At 72.8% G+C, this 16311-nt stretch carries 15 protein-coding genes; 2 read left to right on the top strand and 13 right to left on the bottom strand.

The window, feature by feature from the left end; translation table 11 throughout:
• Nucleotides 1–42 precede the first annotated feature (42 nt).
• From ACFWJW_RS20160 to ACFWJW_RS20145, 4 genes are all read right to left on the bottom strand, one after another.
• Nucleotides 43–1743 carry a flavin monoamine oxidase family protein gene (locus ACFWJW_RS20160; RefSeq protein ID WP_387242874.1) on the bottom strand — a complete coding sequence of 567 codons (1701 nt, stop codon included), beginning with the start codon at nucleotides 1741–1743 and terminating at the stop codon, nucleotides 43–45.
• 93 nt (nucleotides 1744–1836) lie between these two features.
• The gene (locus tag ACFWJW_RS20155; protein WP_387242872.1) at nucleotides 1837–2652 is read right to left on the bottom strand and encodes a carbon-nitrogen hydrolase family protein; all 816 of its coding nucleotides are present in this window, start codon (nucleotides 2650–2652) and stop codon (nucleotides 1837–1839) included.
• A 209-nt stretch (nucleotides 2653–2861) separates the two neighbouring features.
• Complete coding sequence (locus tag ACFWJW_RS20150; protein WP_387242869.1) at nucleotides 2862–3149, bottom strand: hypothetical protein; 288 nt, start codon at nucleotides 3147–3149, stop codon at nucleotides 2862–2864.
• A 104-nt stretch (nucleotides 3150–3253) separates the two neighbouring features.
• Complete coding sequence (locus tag ACFWJW_RS20145; protein ID WP_387242866.1) at nucleotides 3254–4189, bottom strand: LysR family transcriptional regulator; 936 nt, start codon at nucleotides 4187–4189, stop codon at nucleotides 3254–3256.
• Nucleotides 4190–4243: 54 nt separating this feature from the next.
• On the opposite strand from ACFWJW_RS20145, the gene ACFWJW_RS20140 reads away from it, so the two are divergent.
• Nucleotides 4244–5692: an MFS transporter gene (locus ACFWJW_RS20140; protein WP_387242863.1), complete on the top strand. Its 1449-nt coding sequence runs from the start codon at nucleotides 4244–4246 to the stop codon at nucleotides 5690–5692.
• A 14-nt stretch (nucleotides 5693–5706) separates the two neighbouring features.
• Here the strand turns inward: ACFWJW_RS20140 and ACFWJW_RS20135 are convergent, their stop codons facing one another.
• From ACFWJW_RS20135 to fmt, 9 genes are all read right to left on the bottom strand, one after another.
• The gene (locus ACFWJW_RS20135; protein WP_018087583.1) at nucleotides 5707–6162 is read right to left on the bottom strand and encodes an Lrp/AsnC family transcriptional regulator; all 456 of its coding nucleotides are present in this window, start codon (nucleotides 6160–6162) and stop codon (nucleotides 5707–5709) included.
• 10 nt (nucleotides 6163–6172) lie between these two features.
• A complete protein-coding gene (locus ACFWJW_RS20130) occupies nucleotides 6173–7645 on the bottom strand; it encodes an amino acid permease (RefSeq protein ID WP_387242860.1) in 1473 nt (490 codons plus the stop codon).
• Between the two features lie 380 nt (nucleotides 7646–8025).
• A complete protein-coding gene (locus tag ACFWJW_RS20125) occupies nucleotides 8026–9489 on the bottom strand; it encodes a GuaB1 family IMP dehydrogenase-related protein (protein WP_387242857.1) in 1464 nt (487 codons plus the stop codon).
• Between the two features lie 177 nt (nucleotides 9490–9666).
• Nucleotides 9667–10110 (bottom strand): barstar family protein, encoded by a 444-nt coding sequence (locus ACFWJW_RS20120; protein ID WP_235464673.1) that lies wholly within the window; start codon nucleotides 10108–10110, stop codon nucleotides 9667–9669.
• Nucleotides 10107–10574 (bottom strand): ribonuclease domain-containing protein, encoded by a 468-nt coding sequence (locus ACFWJW_RS20115; RefSeq protein ID WP_387242853.1) that lies wholly within the window; start codon nucleotides 10572–10574, stop codon nucleotides 10107–10109. Before ACFWJW_RS20115 ends, ACFWJW_RS20120 begins: the two co-directional genes overlap by 4 nt.
• Nucleotides 10575–10765: 191 nt before the next feature.
• Nucleotides 10766–11782 (bottom strand): sugar-binding transcriptional regulator, encoded by a 1017-nt coding sequence (locus ACFWJW_RS20110; protein WP_387242850.1) that lies wholly within the window; start codon nucleotides 11780–11782, stop codon nucleotides 10766–10768.
• Between the two features lie 220 nt (nucleotides 11783–12002).
• On the bottom strand, nucleotides 12003–12686 hold the full coding sequence (gene rpe / locus ACFWJW_RS20105) for a ribulose-phosphate 3-epimerase (RefSeq protein WP_387242847.1): 684 nt from the start codon (nucleotides 12684–12686) through the stop codon (nucleotides 12003–12005).
• A 54-nt stretch (nucleotides 12687–12740) separates the two neighbouring features.
• On the bottom strand, nucleotides 12741–14174 hold the full coding sequence (locus tag ACFWJW_RS20100; RefSeq protein ID WP_387242844.1) for an RsmB/NOP family class I SAM-dependent RNA methyltransferase: 1434 nt from the start codon (nucleotides 14172–14174) through the stop codon (nucleotides 12741–12743).
• Between the two features lie 336 nt (nucleotides 14175–14510).
• Nucleotides 14511–15455: a methionyl-tRNA formyltransferase gene (gene fmt, locus ACFWJW_RS20095; RefSeq protein ID WP_387242841.1), complete on the bottom strand. Its 945-nt coding sequence runs from the start codon at nucleotides 15453–15455 to the stop codon at nucleotides 14511–14513.
• A 251-nt stretch (nucleotides 15456–15706) separates the two neighbouring features.
• On the opposite strand from fmt, the gene ACFWJW_RS20090 reads away from it, so the two are divergent.
• Nucleotides 15707–16261 carry a hypothetical protein gene (locus ACFWJW_RS20090; RefSeq protein ID WP_387242838.1) on the top strand — a complete coding sequence of 185 codons (555 nt, stop codon included), beginning with the start codon at nucleotides 15707–15709 and terminating at the stop codon, nucleotides 16259–16261.
• The last annotated feature ends 50 nt before the right edge of the window (nucleotides 16262–16311 follow it).

Below are 16311 nucleotides of genomic sequence, written 5' to 3'. Positions count from 1 at the left end.
CAGGAGTGGATCACCCGAGGTGACCCACTCCTGCCATGCGCCTCAGTCCTCCGGCAGTTCCACCGGTGCGATCTCGTCGTAGACATCGCCCGGGCCCGGGTTGGTGGCGTCCGTCGTGCCGCCGAAGTGGTGCATCACGCCCCACACCGCGTTCAGTGCGGTCTGCACCGCGCCCTCGGCCCAGCCGGCCGTCCAGGAGATGTCGTCGCCGGCCAGGAACAGGCCGCGTTTGTCCTCGGGGAGGCGGTCCTGCATGAAGTGCGTGAACAGGCGCCGCTGGTAGCGGTAGTGGCCGGGCAGGTTCGCCTTGAAGGCGCCCATGAAGTACGGCTCGTTCTCCCAGGAGACGGTGACCGGGTTGCCGATGATGTGCTTGCGGATGTCGACCTTCGGATAGATCTCCGAGAGGGACTTCAGCATGACCTCCATCCGCTCGTTCGCCTCCAGCGGCAGCCACTTGAGGCTGTCGTCGCACCAGGTGTAGGAGAGGCAGATGACGGCGGGCTGGTCCGGGCCGTTGTCGAGCAGGTAGGTACCGCGGGTCATCCGGTCGGTCAGCGTCATCGACATGACGTCCCGGCCGGTGTCCTCGTCCTTGTCGAGCCAGAAGGGCCGGTCGACGGGGACGAAGAGCTTGCTGGACTCCATGTAGTGGGTGCGCTCCATCGCCGTCCAGTGGTCGATGGGGAAGAGCGAGTCATCGCAGGCGATCTTGCTCAGCAGCATCCAGGACTGCGCGGTGAAGACGGCGGCCTCGTAGGTGCGGATGTCGCCGTGGGCGTCGGTGACGGTGATGCGGTTGCCGGCGGTGCGGTTCAGGCGGGTGACCGCGGGCCGGGGCGTACCGTCGTGCAGCGACGACAGCGAGGTGCCCGGCGCCCAGTGCACGATCTTCGCCGGCTCGCGCTCCCACAGGCGGAGCGGCAGCTGCTGGCTGCCGCCGACGATGCCGCGGTGGTGGTCGTCGGCCTCGGTGTAGACGACCCGCAGGATCTCCAGGATGGAGTTGGGGAAGTCGGTGTCCCAGCCGCCGGTGCCGAAGCCGACCTGGCCGAAGATCTCCCGGTGACGGAAGGACTTGAAGGCCGTCGAGTCGCAGAGGTAGCCGTAGAAGGTCTGGTTGTCGAGCTTCTCGACGAGCCGGGACCAGATCTCGCGGATGCGCGGGACATCGCGCTCGCGGATCGCCTGGTTCATGTCGGAGAAGTCCGCGCCCTCTTCCAGGCAGGCGTTCCAGGCGTCCATGACCTGGTGGTAGACCTCGGGGAGGTCCTCGACGGTACGGGCGTAGTGCGACTCGCCCTTGAGGTCGACGACGGTCGACGGGGTGTCCGCGGCCAGCGGGTTGGGGAAGGGCGTGGTCTCCAGGCCCACCAGGTCGATGTAGTGCTGGAGCGCCGTCGAGGACGGCGGGAAGCGCATCGCGCCCATTTCGGCGGTCAGGCCCGCGGCATCGGCCGGGGTGCCCTCGAAGCCGACGGTCCGCAGCCGGCCGCCTATTCGGTCCGCCTCGTAGACGACGGGCTTGAGGCCCATCTTCATCAGCTCGTAGGCGGTGACGATGCCGGAGAGGCCGCCGCCGATGACCGCGACCTCCTTGCCGTGCTCGGTCGCGGGGATCTGGCCGAGGCCCGCCGGGTGGGCGAGGAAGTCGTCGTAGGCGTACGGGAAGTCCGGGCCGAACATGGTGATCGGCGGCTGGGCATCCGCGTGGTGGGCGGCGGTGGGCACCGTGGACGTCATCGGGGACGAGCTCCTTGCAGACAGGGCACAGCAGGCAGGGCAGCGCAGGCCGGGTGGGCCGGCCTGCGGCGGATCGGGGGGCGGGCGGTCAGGTCACGTCAGCGGGCCGTACAGCTCCGGTCGGCGGTCGTGCAGATAGGGGTTGTCCGCGCGGGACTGCTTCAGGAAGCCGGCGTCGACCTCGGCCCGGACCAGCTGCTCGGTACGGCCGGCGCGGGTGCGGACCACACCGTCCGGGCCGGCCAGGCAGCTGAGGCCGACGAACTCGAACTCGCCCTCCGCGCCGACCCGGTTGACGTACGCGACATACATCTGGTTCTCGAAGGCGCGGACCGGGATGACGGACTCGGCGACGAACTGGAAGGGATGCATCTGCGCGGTGGGCACCAGCAGCAGATCGGTGCCGGCCAGCGCATGGGCCCGGACGTTCTCCGGGAACTCCACGTCGTAGCAGATCAGCAGGCCGATCCGGAGCCCGGCCAGCTCGGCCTGGACGACGGCCCGCTCCCCCGGGGTGAACCATTCGCGCTCGAAGCAGCCGAAGAGATGGGTCTTGCGGTAGTTCGCGAGGCGCTCGCCCGTGGGGCCGATGAGCTGCGCGGAGTTGTACACCGCGGCGCTGTCGGGCTCGTCCTGCGCGGCGCGCTCGGGGTAGCCATAGAGCACCGCGAGGCCGTACTCGGCGGCGATCTTCCCGATGGCCTGCGCACTGGCGCCGTCGGCGGTCTCCGCGAGGCGGTGGACGTCGCCGCCGATGGCATAGCCGGTGAGGAAGAGCTCGGGGCAGGCCAGCAGTCCGGCGCCGGTGGCCGCCGCCGCGCGGGCCGCGTCCTCGATCACCCGCAGATTGTGCGCGACATCGCCGGGCCGGCCCGAACTCTGGAGCAGGGCGGTGTGCAGCGACGTCATGGGACCCCTCGGCGGGACGGTGCGGGTGGACGCATTGACGGTACGGGCCGCCGGTGATCCGGGACAAGGCGCCACCGTTGCGCGCCGATGGACGATTCATTGCGTGTTCAAGGGACTGTGCGGTGATTCGTTGCGCCGGTGCCGGAGCGACATCGGGCGGCTGCCGCCCGACGCCTCGGCGTGCGCCGGGCCGCGGGTCAGCGCCCGGGTCAGCCGCAGGTCAGCGCCTGGGTCAGCTGACTCCTGAGCCCCCCGGGGGTCAGGTTGGCGGTCATCCGGTCGAGGACCGTCACCGTACGGAGGTAGTCGTCGTCGGTCAGTCCACGCATCAGGCGGGCGCGGGCGGCCTCGACCAGGCTCGCGACCTCGGCATGGGTCCGTCGGCCGGCCTCGGTGAGCGCGAGGGTGTCACCGTCGGCGGTGAGCCGGCCCCCGGCGATCAGCGCATCGGCGACCTCGTCGAGAGGGCGCGCGAAGACGGAGCAGGACGGGACCACCGACGGCGCCGAGGGACGATTTCGGCGCGGCGAACGGGCCCTCCGGGGAGGACTGACCGGCGGCGGGCCCGGCGCCGGGGCGGGTCGGACCTCGCCGGGACGGGTCAGACCTCGTCGGGCGGCACGTCCCGCAGGCTCTCCCGCACCGTCTCCCGTACCAGACCGCGCAGCCAGCGGTGTCCCGCGTCGGCCTCCTGGCGCGGGTGCCAGGCCATCTCCATGGTCAGCGGCGGCAGTTCGAACGGGATCGGCAGCGTGCGCAGCCCCAGGCCGCGGACCGTCGCCACCCCGGCCCGCTCGCTGGTCAGGCCCACCGCGTCGCTGTCGCGGACCATCATCAGCGACGCGGCGAAGGTCGGGACGGTGGCGATCACCTTGCGCCGCAGTCCGCGGGCGGCGAGCGCCGCGTCGACCGGCCCGGTCAGCCGGCCGCGGCGGGAAAAGTTGAGGTGTGCCGCGTCGGCGAAGCGGCGCGCGGTGAGCTTCCCGGTGGTCAGCGGGTGGCCCGCGCGCACCACCGCGACGTTGCGGTCGACGAACAGCTCCTCCCGCCGGATCTCCGGCTCATGGCTGTCGATGACACCGAGCTCCAGGTCCGCGGCGCCGTCCCGCAGCAGCGGCACATCGATATGGCTCTCCCCGAGGAAGCGCAGCACGACCTGCGGCGCTTCCTCGGCGACGCGGGCGACCAGGCGCGGCCCGAGGGAGGTGACGAAGAGGTCGTTGGCGTAGAGGGTGAACACCCGGGCCAGCCGGGCCGGGTCGGCGGGCGCGGACGGGGCCAGCACGCCGTGGGCCGCCTCCACCAGCCGGTGCACCTCGGCCCTGATTTCCAGCGCGCGCGGGGTGGGCACCATATGGCGGCCCGCACGCACCAGGACGGGGTCGCCGATCGTACGGCGGATACGGCCGAGGGCGCGGCTCATGGCCGGTCCGGAGAGCCCGAGCCGGTCGGCGGCCGCGGTCACGCTCTGCTCTTCGAGCAGGGCGTCCAGCGCCGTCAGCAGATTGAGGTCGATGTTTGCGTTTCGCGCAATCATGGAGTGCACCCCTTGCATTTGAGGTCAACTGAACGGGACCTTAGCGTCCCGGTCATGACCTCCACCGTTTCCCCTCCGGAGTCCCCACCCGGGTCCGTCGGCCGGCTCGCCCGGCGGCGCTCGGTGACGGCCGCGATGTGCGCCTGTGTACTGGTGGCGCAGTCGCTGGTGGCCGCGATGAACCTGGCGATACCCAAGATCGCCGCAAGCGCTCTGCACCCCTCCCCCGCCCAGCTGTTGTGGATCGTCGACACCTATGTGCTGGTCTTCGCGGGGCTGTTGATCCCGGCCGGTGCGCTCGGCGACCGGGTGGGCCGCAAGGGGGTGCTGCTCACCGGGCTCGCTGTGTTCGCCGCGGGTGCGCTGCTGTGCGCGCCGGCGGCCACGCTGCCGGTGCTGCTGGCGGGCCGGGCCCTCTCGGGCGCGGGCGCCGCGCTCCTGGTGCCCGCGACCATGTCCGTACTCCTGCACACCGCGCCGCCCGACCGCCGGGCCGGGGCCGTCGCCGCCTGGAGCACGGCGGTCGGTGTCGGCGGGCTGACGGGCAACGCGGGCGGCGCGCTGATCCTGCAATTCCTGCCGTGGCAGGGGCTGTTCTGGGCATATGTGCCCCTCGCGCTGGCCCTGCTGGCCTGGGTGGCGGCGGCCGCGCCCCGGATCCCCCGGCAGACCGCGACGCTCGATCTGCCGGGCTCGGCACTGCTGGTCCTCGGGGCGGCGGCGCTGCTCTTCGGCATCATCGAGGGCCCGGGGCGGGGCTGGGCCTCGGCCACGGTGACCGGCGCGTTCGCCCTGGCGCTGGTGGTGTTCGCGCTGTTCGTCCGGCACGGGCTGCGGGCCGCGCACCCGGTGCTGGACCCCCGGCTGTTCCGGCTGCCGCGGCTGCTCGCCGGGAGCCTCGGGATCGCCGTCACCTTCTTCGGGATGTTCGCGCTCTTCTACGTCAACGCCCAGTTCCTCCAGTACGTGAAGGCGTACTCGCCCCTCCGGACGGGCTGCGCCATCGCGCCGCTGGCCCTCGGGATGATGGCGGTGACGAAGTACGGCCTGCGCTGGGTGCAGCGGGCCGGCGAGGCCAGGACGGCCGGTGCGGGACTGGCACTGATCGCGGCCGGTCTGCTGCTGCTCTCCACCACGGACGCCCGCACTCCGTACCTCTGCTACCTGGCGTTTCTGCTGGTGATGGCGGCCGGTGCGGGGCTGGCGATGCCGACGCTGTCGCATGCGATCGTGGCGTCCGTACCGGCCCACCGCTCCGGGATGGGGTCGGGACTCCAGGGCGCGGCGCGGGAGTTGGGCGCGGCGCTGGGTATCGCCGTGGTGGGCACCGTGCTGTCCGTGCGGTTCGCCGCGGGGACCGGGCACGGCGCCACGACGGTCACCGCGTTCGCCGACGCCACGGCGCTGGGCCACCGGATCGCGGCGGGGGTGGTGCTGGTGGTGGGAGGTGCCGTGGTGTGGGGGCTGCGGGCCGGCGCCCGAGCCGGGCGCGGCGGGTCCTGAGAGAGGGACGGGGGCTAGCCCGGCGCCCCCGAGCTGTAGCGCCGCAGCAGCGGGGAGAGCACCAGCACGGACTTCGTCCGCTCCACGAACGGCTCGCCCGCGATCCGCTCCAGCACCCGTTCGAAGTGCCGCATGTCGGCGGCGAAGACCTGGACGACGGCGTCCGCCTCACCGGTGACGGTGGAGGCGGACGCCACTTCCGGGTAGCGCGACAGGCCGCGGTGGATCGCCTCGGGCGAGGTGTTGCGGCGGCAGTAGAGCTCGACGAACCCCTCGGTCTCCCAGCCGAGCGCGGCCGGATCGACCCGTACGGTGAATCCGGTGATCGCGCCGTCCGCCCGCAGCCGGTCCACCCGGCGTTTGACGGCCGGTGCGGACAGCCCGACCTCCTGGCCGATGTCGGCATAGCTGCGGCGGGCGTCCTCGGCGAGGGCGTGGACGATGCGTTCGTCGAGATCGTTCAGTCGCACTGCGGGTGGATCACTTCTCTGCGGTGGCCAATCGGGAGCGGCGCATGCCGTATCCGAAGTAGACCACAAGGCCCACAGCCATCCAGACACCGAAGACCACCCAGGTCACGGCGCCGAGGCTGCCCATCATGTAAACGCACAGCAGAAAACCGATCGCCGGGAACAGCGGCGAGAGCGGGGTGCGGAAGCTGCGCGGCATGTCGGGGCGGGTGCGGCGCAGCACGATCACCGCGACATTGACCAGCGCGAAGGCGAACAGGGTGCCGATGCTGGTGGCGTCGGCCAGCTCGCCCAGCGGCACCGCCGCGGCGAGCACCCCGCAGAACAGCGAGACGATGATGGTGTTGGCGCGCGGCGCGCCGCTCTTCGGGTGCACCTTGGAGAAGACCTTCGGCACCAGGCCGTCCCGGGACATCGCGAACAGGATGCGGGTCTGGCCGTAGAGCACGGTCAGCACGACGCTGGCGATGGCGATGACCGCGCCGAAGGCGAGCAGCACGGCCCACCAGCTCTGGCCGGTGACCGCCTTCATGATCCCGGCCAGCGCGGCCTCCGAGCCCTCGAACTTCTGCCAGGGCATCGCGCCCACGGCGATCGCCGCGACCAGGCAGTACAGCGCCGTGACGATCACCAGCGAGAGCATGATCGCGCGCGGCAGGTCGCGCTGCGGGTCCTTGGCCTCCTCACCGGCGGTGGAGGCGGCGTCGAAGCCGATGTACGAGAAGAACAGGGTGGCGCCCGCGGCGCTGACGCCCGCCATGCCCATCGGCATGAAGTTCGCGTAGTTGCCGGACCGCACGCCCTGGATGGCGACGCCGCAGAACAGCAGCAGCGCGGCGATCTTGACGACGACCATGATCGTGTTGGCGCGGGCGCTCTCCTTGGCGCCGCCCAGCAGGAACACCATCGCGAGCAGCACGACCAGCAGGGCCGGCAGGTTGAAGACGCCGCCGTCACCGGGCGGCTGGGACAGCGCGTCCGGGATGGTGAAGCCGAAGACGCCGCTGAGCAGCTCGTTCAGATACTGGCCCCAGCCCACGGCGACGGCCGCGACCGAGACGCCGTACTCCAGGATCAGGCACCAGCCGCAGACCCAGGCGACCAGCTCACCGAGGGTGGCGTAGGCGTAGGAGTACGACGAGCCGGAGACCGGGATGCTGCCCGCCAGCTCCGCGTAGGACAGGGCGGAGAACAGGGCGGTGACCCCGGCGATCACGAAGGCGAGGATGACCGCGGGGCCGGCGTCCGGGACGGCCTCGCCGAGGACCACGAAGATGCCGGTGCCGAGCGTGGCCCCGATGCTGATCATGGTCAGCTGCCACATGCCCATCGAGCGGCGGAGGGTTCCCCCCTGCCCCTTGCCGCCCTCGGCGACCAGCCGCTCGACGGGCTTGCGCCGCATCAGCCGAGTGGCCAGGCCCCCTGACGAGGGGGGCCGGGGGTCGCTGTCCCCTGCGGGCGGGGCTGCGCCGTGCTCCAACACTGGGGTGGCTCCTTTATCGCTGCCGATCAGATGACGGTACGGATGACGGCGACCGGCAGCGGTCGGTACAAGGGCATGCCGGAGCACACCGCAGCAGGAGACCGCCGAGCAGGCGGTCTCCGCCACTCCACGTACAGCGCTTGACCTTACGGCCCGCCGCTGACCTGCCGTAATGCAGGTTCCTTGCGCAACAGTGCACGATCGTTGCGCACCGGCGCGGCGGGCGGTCGTTCGTTGCGCGCCAGGTTCCGATCGTACGGGTTCCCCCGCCTGGCCCCGACCGGGGCCCCGGGTTCCACTTAGCCGAACGGCCCCGCACCGAGTCGGTGCGGGGCCGTTGAGCGGCGGCGACGACGGCCGGTGAGCGGCCGTGTGACGCGTCAGTTCCAGCTGTCGTGCAGCGGCTTCCCCTCGGCGTAACCGGCGGCGCTCTGCACACCGACCACGGCCTTCTCGGCGAACTCCGCCAGGGAGGCCGCGCCCGCGTAGGTGCAGGAGCTGCGGACGCCCGCGATGATCGAGTCGATCAGGTCCTCGACGCCGGGGCGCGCCTGGTCGATGAACATCCGCGAGGTGGAGATGCCCTCCTCGAAGAGCCCCTTGCGGGCCCGGTCGTAGGCCGACTCGTCGCTCGTACGGTTGCGCACCGCACGGGCCGAGGCCATCCCGAAGCTCTCCTTGTACGGCCGGCCGTCGGCGGTGTGCTGGAGATCACCGGGCGATTCGAGGGTGCCGGCGAACCAGGAGCCGATCATGACGTTGGACGCGCCCGCGGCCAGCGCCATGGCGACATCGCGGGGGTGCCGGATACCGCCGTCGGCCCAGACGTGCTTGCCGAACTTCTTGGCCTCGGCGGCGCACTCCAGCACGGCGGAGAACTGCGGCCGGCCGACGCCGGTCATCATCCGGGTGGTGCACATCGCGCCCGGTCCGACGCCGACCTTGATGATGTCCGCGCCGGCCTCGATCAGATCGCGGACGCCCTCGGCGGAGACGATGTTGCCCGCCACGATCGGGACCTGCGGGTCCAGCGCCCGGACCGCCTTGATCGCGCTGATCATCGACTCCTGGTGACCGTGCGCGGTGTCCACGACGAGGGTGTCCACACCGGCCGCCAGCAGGGCCTTGGCGCGGCCGGCCACATCGCCGTTGATGCCGACGGCGGCCGCGATCCGCAGCTTTCCGTCCGCGTCGGTGGCGGGGGTGTACAGGGTGGCGCGGAGCGCGCCCTTACGGGTGAGGATGCCGATCAGCATGCCGTCCGCGTCGACCGCGGGCGCGAGCTTGCGGTTGGCGGCGTCGAGGCGGTTGAAGGCGTCCCGCGGGTCGATGTCCGCGTCCAGGACCAGCAGGTCCCTGGACATGACCTCGGCCACCTGGGTGAAGCGGTCCACCCCGGCCAGGTCGTGCTCGGTGACGACGCCGACCGGGCGGCCGCTCTCGACGACGATGCCCGCGCCGTGCGCCCGCTTGGGCAGCAGCGCCAGGGCGTCGGCCACGGTCGCGACCGGGGACAGCACGATCGGCGTGTCCAGGACCAGATGACGGCGCTTGACCCAGGTCACGACGTCGGTGACGACATCGAGCGGAATGTCCTGCGGGATGACGACCAGGCCGCCACGGCGGGCCACGGTCTCGGCCATCCGGCGGCCGGCGATCGCCGTCATGTTGGCGACCACGAGCGGGATGGTGGTCCCGGTCCCGTCGTGCGAGGCCAGGTCCACGCTCTGGCGGGAGCCGACGGCGGAGCGGCCGGGCACCATGAACACATCGTCGTAGGTCAGGTCGTACGGCACCGAAGAACTCTCTTCGAGCGCGCCGTTCTTCGGGTTCAGGAATCGCATATGGCCAGGATACGGGCCCTGACCAGGGGTCATATGATTGTCCGAGCGCTTCGTCGGGCGTGTGTGCGATCCCCCAAGGGGCCTCGCGGCGCCCGGTGAGTCCCCGCCGTGCGGGGATGCTCCGCGCGGGCGGCGGACCGCCTGGCATCGCCGCTGGTCGGGCCGCCGCGACCGCCGCTACGCGCCCTGCCGGGCCCGCCCCCGGGCCATGATCACGGCCAGTCCGGCGTCCGTGTCGCGCCAGTAACCCACCGCATCCGCCAGCACTCCCTCGACGATGCTCCACTCGTCGGGCGCCGCGGCCGCATACCCCTGCCAGCCGGTCACCACGAGCAGCCGGCCGCGGTCGGCCGGGCACCAGGACAGATCGGTGAGGCAGTCGGCGAGCGCGTCCCAGTTGCGGCCGAACCACTCCGGCAGCCGCAGCGCCCCGGCACACCGCTCCATGAAGGCGGCCTTGTCCGCGACCCCGTCGAGATCCAGGGACGCACCGGTCCAGCCGGCGTCCCGGGCGGCGGCCAGCGCGTCCGCCACCGCGCGCTCCGCGGGCCAGGGCAGCACTCCCGGGGGCGTGCTGCCGTCGAGCACCGCGGCGAGCGGCCGGGGTACGGGAGCCGTCATCGGAGCGCCGCCTTGAAGGACCGGTAGTGATCTTCGGTGTAGTACGTCTCATGGCTCTGGCCGGTGACGAGCCGGCGGGCGCCGCGGTCCGGGGCGCCCGGCGTGGGAACGGTGTACTCGTGGTAGTAGCCGCGCGGCTGACGGGGCAGCAGTCGCTCCCGGTTGCCGAAGACCGTTCCGTCCTGGGCGTACGGGAAGGGACCGCCGGCGTCGATGAGGCGCAGGGTGTCCCGTGCCTGGGACGGCAGCTCGCCGGCCGGCACGACCGGCATGCCCTGCGCCCAGGCCGGTACTCCGGAAGCGCGGGGCGTACCGTCGACGGCCGTGGCGGTGGACCGCGGCGCCGCCTGCGAACTCCCGTGGGCGCCACCGCCCGTGGAACACCCGGTGAGCACCAGGAGCATCCCGGCGAGCAGCGCGCCGACGACGGCGGCGGCGCGGCGCGGGGAGAAGCGGATCACCATGCGCCGATGCTGTCACAGGGCCGCGCAGGCTGCTCGTCGATGAGCGCGCCGCGGGTGCCCATGGGGGGCGCGGCCCCGGGCTTACGCGGGCCGCCACCCGGCGCCGCCTCCGGGGCCGACTGTGGGTCCGGCTCCAGCTCCGGTCTTGGGTCCGACTCCGGTTCCCCGTCCGGCTCCGGGCCCGGCGTACGTCACGCCCCGTCAGGGTCCGCCCGGTCCAGTGCGGGGCGCGGCCCCGGGCCGGTCTCCAGCAGCAGATGGTCGGCGGCCGCGGTGTCCGTCACCAGGCTCGTCACCAGCCCGGAGCGCAGCACCGCGCCGATCGCGGCGGCCTTGCGCCCGCCGCCCGCGATGGCGACGACCTCCGGGATACGGCGCAGCCGGTCCGCCTCGACGGTGATGCACCGCTCGCCGAGGTCCCGGCCGATCCGGCGGCCCTCGGCATCGAAGAGGTGCGCGGACATCTCGGCGGCGGCACCCAGCGAGGCGTAGTGCTCCCGCTCCTGCTCCGACAGCATGTCGTAGACGGTCGAGACGCCCGGCTCCCAGGAGCCGATGGAGACACAGGCGACGGTGACCTTGTCGAAGTAGTCGAACGCGCGGGCGATGCCGGTCTGGCGGCGCAGCGCCTCGGCCGTCGCCGAGTCGGGCAGCAGCATCGGCGCGTAGATCGGGTGCGCCTCGCCCCCGGAGACATCGGCCGCGCGGCGCACCGCCTCGACGGAGCCGCGGTCGGCGGTCCCCGCGTCGTAGACACCGGTCAACTGCACGACGGTGCACGGCGGGAGGCGGTGCAGCGCGGCGGCCATGTGAATGGTCGACCGGCCCCAGGCCAGCCCCAGCACATCGCCCTCGGTGACCAGCTCACCCAGCAGGTCGGCCGCGACCTCGCCCAGGTTCTCCGGGTCGGCGGCGTCCTCGGGCGGGGTCTGGCCGCCGAAGGCGGGGGGAGCGTCGGCGGGCGACTCGACGACCACCGCGTGCCGCAGGCCGTAGCGGGCCCGCAGGGCGTCGGAGCGTTCGGCGTCCAGTTCGGAGGGCACCCGGATCTCGATCCGTACGAGATCACGCTCCAGCGCCGTCTCCAGCACCCGCGCGACCTTGAACCGGCTGACGCCGAATTCCTCCGCGATCTGGATCTTCGACTTGCCCTCAAGATAGAAACGGCGGGCCATGGCCGCGGCCTGCACCAGCTCGGCAGGGCCCATTCCGGACTGTGGGCGGCTGGCTACCACGAAATTCTCCCCTTTTGCGCATCTGATCGAGTCTTTGCTCATCCTTTCAGAAACCCGGCGGCAACGGGGACCATCAGCGCCCCGACCCTCATGAACGCTCGGTGGCGCCCCGCACAAGCGGCGGCGCGGCCGCGCCACGAGGAGATTCCGGTGGCCGGAATGGACCGGTCCGCCCGCGCCCCCGCTCCGGAATTCAGTGCGCGCAGCCCCAGCCCGCCGCCGCGGTCGCCGTCTCGGCCTTTTCGCGCAGGTCCCGGACCGCCTTCGCCGGATCGTCCGCGCCGTACACCGCGGAGCCGGCGACGAACACATCCGCGCCCGCCTCCGCGCACCGCTCGATGGTGGCCGCCGAGACCCCGCCGTCCACCTGAAGCGCCAGCTGAAGGCCGTACCGGGAGATCAGCTCACGGCTACGGCGGATCTTCGGCAGCATGATGTCGAGGAACGCCTGGCCGCCGAAGCCGGGCTCCACGGTCATGATCAGCAGCATGTCGAGCTCGGGCAGCAGATCCTCGTACGGCTCGATCGGCGTGGCCGGCTTCAGCGCCATCGACGCCCGCGCCCCCTTGGCCCGGATCTCCCGCGCCAGCCGCACCGGCGCGGCCGCCGCCTCCACATGAAAGGTCACCGAACCGGCCCCGGCCTCGATGTACTGGGGCGCCCAGCGGTCCGGGTCCTCGATCATCAGATGCAGATCGAGCGGGGTGTCCGTCGCCTTGCTCAGCGACTCGACCACCGGCACACCAAGGGTCAGGTTCGGAACGAAGTGGTTGTCCATGACGTCGACGTGCAGCCAGTCGGCGCCCTCCACCGCCTTCGCCTCCTCGGCAAGCCGAGCGAAGTCCGCGGACAGGATGCTGGGGTTGATCAAGGCCATGCCCCCCAGTATGGCGTGCGCTCCGGGGGGCCAGGGAGGGGGGACGGCCGTCCCTCAGCCCACCCGTCGCAGCAGGGCCAGGTACATCGCGTCCGTGCCGTGCAGATGGGGCCACAGCTGGACGTCCGGGCCGTCCCCGAGGGCCGGGACGCCGGGCATCAGCGGGCGGGCGTCGATCCACTCCGTCTCGAACGGCTCGCCGCCCCGGCCCTTGAGGACGTCGTCCACCACGGCGCGGGTCTCGGCCGGATGCGGTGAGCAGGTCGCATAGCCGACGACGCCGCCGATGCGGACCGCCGCGAGCGCCTGCCGCAGCAGTTCGCGCTGGAGCGGGGCGAAGCCGTCCAGGTCCTCGGGGCGGCGCCGCCAGCGGGCCTCCGGGCGGCGGCGCAGCGCGCCCAGGCCGGTGCACGGCACGTCCACCAGGACCCGGTCGAAGGCACCGGGCCGCCAGGCGGGGCGGGTGCCGTCGGCCGCGATCACCGCGTACGGGCCGGGGTTGCCCTCCAGCGCCCGGGCCACCAGACGGGCGCGGTGCGGCTGCTTCTCCGACGCCAGCAGGGCGGCGCCGCGCTGCGCGGCGAGCGCCGCCAGCAGCGCCGCCTTGCCGCCGGGGCCGGCGCAGCCGTCGAGCCAGGCGCGGTCGGGGCCCTCGACGGGCGCGTTCGCCAGCGCCAGGGCGACGAGCTGGCTCCCCTCGTCCTGCACCCCGGCCCGCCCCTCGCGCACCGGGTCCAGAGCGCCCGGCTCGCCGCCTTCCGCGAGCCGCACCGCGTACGGGGACCAGCGCCCGGGGAGCGCGCTCTCCTCGCCGGCCACCGTCAGCAGCTCCTCGGCGGTGCTCCGGCCGGGCCGGGCCACCAAGGTCACCTCGGGGCGCTCGTTGTCCGCCTCCAGCAGGTCCTCGATGCCGGCCCGGCCGCCGCCGAGCGCGTCCCACAGGGCCGAGACGATCCAGCGGGGGTGTGCGTGCACGAGGCCGAGGTGGTCCTCGGGGTCCTTGTCGTACTCCGGGGCGACCCGCTCCAGCCACCCGTCCAGGTCATGGGCCGCGACCTTGCGCAGCACCGCGTTCACGAACTTCGCCCGGCCGTCACCCAGCACCACCCGCGCCAGTTCGACGCTGGCGCTGACCGCGGCGTGGCTGGGGATACGGGTGCCGAGCAGCTGGTGCGCGCCGAGCGTCAGCACGTCCAGGACCGGTGGGTCCACCTCGCGCAGCGGCCGGTCCACGCACTGCGCGATGATCGCGTCGTACGTGCCCTGCCACCGCAGCGAGCCGTACACCAGCTCCGTCGCCAGCGCCGCGTCCCGGGCGTCGAAGTCCCCGCCCTCCCGCGCCTTGCGCAGCAGGGGCGGCAGGACCAGATTCGCGTAGGCGTCGCGCTCGTCGACGGCCCGCAGCGCCTCGAACGCGAGGATCCGGACCGGGTCTTTTTGCGGGCGGCGATAGGGCTTGCTGGGGCGACGGCGCGGCTGCTGACTCACAGAAAGGTGCTCCGGATACGAGATGAGGGGTCGGTCCCAGCCTACGCGGGCCCGTCGGGCCGGGCGCGCGGGGCGGCCCAGGCCCGGAAACGGCCTGACGTCGGCAGGTGACCGCTCCGGGGACGGCCCGCCGTCGGCAGGCGACCGCTCCGAGGACGGCCCGGAGACGGCAGGCGACCGCTCCGAGGACGGCCCGGAGACGGCTCGAAGTCCGCGGGTGACGGCCCCGGCGGGCGGGCCCCTCGGTCGGTCCCCTCGGGAATACCCGCCCGCCCCCGCCACGTTGTGGCCCGCAGGGGGCGCCGGCGTCCCCTACGGGATGTGTTCGCCCACCCCCTAAGCGCTGTCCCCCAGCCGCTCCCCGCCCTGGATACGCACCCCGCGCGCCCAGTCCGCGGCCTTCATCGGCTTCTTGCCCTGCGGCTGGACCCAGATGAGTTCCACGGGGTGGCTGCCCGTACCGACGTGGACCGCCTTCTTCGTGACGGCGAGTTCGCCGGGCGCCAGGCCCAACTCCGCGTGGTCCGCGGCGGAGACGGCCGACATCAGCTTGAGGCGCTCACCGCGGAAGACCGTCCAGGCGCCGGGCGCGGGCGCGCAGCCACGGATCACCCGGTCGACCCGCAGTGCGGGCGCCGTCCAGTCCACCTTCGCGTCCTCGACCTCGATCTTCGGGGCGAGCGTGACGCCCTCGGCCGGCTGCGGCACCGCCTGGAGCGTGCCGTCCTCGATGCCGTCCATCGTCGCCACCAGCAGCCCGGAACCGGCGAACGCCAGCCGGGTCAGCAGATCGCCGCTGGTGTCGGTCGGCCGGACCTCCTCGGTCAGCACCCCGAAGACCGGGCCGGAGTCCAGGCCGGTCTCGATCTGGAAGGTCGAGGCGCCGGTCACCTCGTCCCCCGCGAGCACCGCGTGCTGCACGGGCGCCGCGCCCCGCCAGGCGGGCAGCAGCGAGAAGTGCAGATTGACCCACCCCTTGGCGGGAATGTCGAGCGCGGCCTTCGGCAGCAGCGCACCGTAGGCGACCACCGGGCAGCAGTCCGGCGCGATCTCCCGCAGCCGGGCCAGAAAGTCCTCGTCGCGCGGCTTGGCGGGCTTGAGCACCTCGATGCCCGCCTCCTCCGCACGCTCCGCGACGGGGCTGGCGACCAGCCTGCGGCCGCGTCCGGCGGGGGCGTCGGGCCGGGTCACCACGGCCACGACCTCGTGCCGGTCCGAGGCGATCAGGGCATCGAGGGCGGGTACGGCGACCTCGGGGGTGCCGGCGAAGACAAGCCTCATGGGTGGCGAACTACCTCTCACACGCAGCGGAACGACACACCAGTCTATGGGTCCCGCAGGAGGCCATGGGCGGTGGTCCGAGGGGGCGTACACGAATTCCCGCGCCTTGTAGGAAAGCTCGTACGCCCCCATACCGTGACCAGAGCCGCTGCTGTCGCGTTGGTCAAACAGCATTGACCCGGGCCGGGCCGCTCTGGCGGCCCGCTCGTATCACATCCTTCCTATTTCACGCCGGTTCGAGAGGCTTGCTCATGGCCGACCACGCAACCCACGACGCCCAGGCGCGCGCCAGCCTGCATCTCCTGGTGCGGGACATCGAGCGGGTACGCCGGCAGGTGGACGCACTGCGCACGCTGACCGCTCAGCTCGGCAACGTCTACCGGCCCCGGCGCACGGGCCCTTCCGCGGGCTTCGTCGTCTACGGACGCGCGCCCGCTCCGACGGTGCGCCTCGCCCAGGAACTGCGGGACAGCGTCGAAACCCTCGTCACGGCCGCGGTCGACTTCGACCGTTCGCTGGGATTCTCGTGGGACGCGGTGGGCTCGGCGCTCGGCGTCACCAAACAAGCGGTACACCGTCGTTACGGTGCCCGCAGAGCCGCGGCCCAGCCCGCCGCGGAGGCCAACGGCGCCGAGCCGGCGGTGCGTTCGCCGGAGGCCACCGCGACCCGTGCGGTGACCGTGGCCGCGGGGCTGCCCGGCGCGCCGTCCGTCCCGGCCGCCCGTTCCATGCCCGCCCAGCCCTCCGCGGCCGCCCGCGACGAACCGGCCCGGCCGGGCGCCTTCCCCGGCCCCCGCAACGGCTGAACCACCCGCGACACCGGGCGCCTTCGCCCCCACGCCGCTCGCCAACGCCC

Origin of the sequence: Streptomyces sp. NPDC127097 (assembly GCF_042724075.1) — a bacterium.
Taxonomy (GTDB): Bacteria; Actinomycetota; Actinomycetes; order Streptomycetales; family Streptomycetaceae; genus Streptomyces.
Note: the sequence above shows the minus strand (reverse complement) of the source record. Positions and strands in the feature narration are given on the sequence as shown.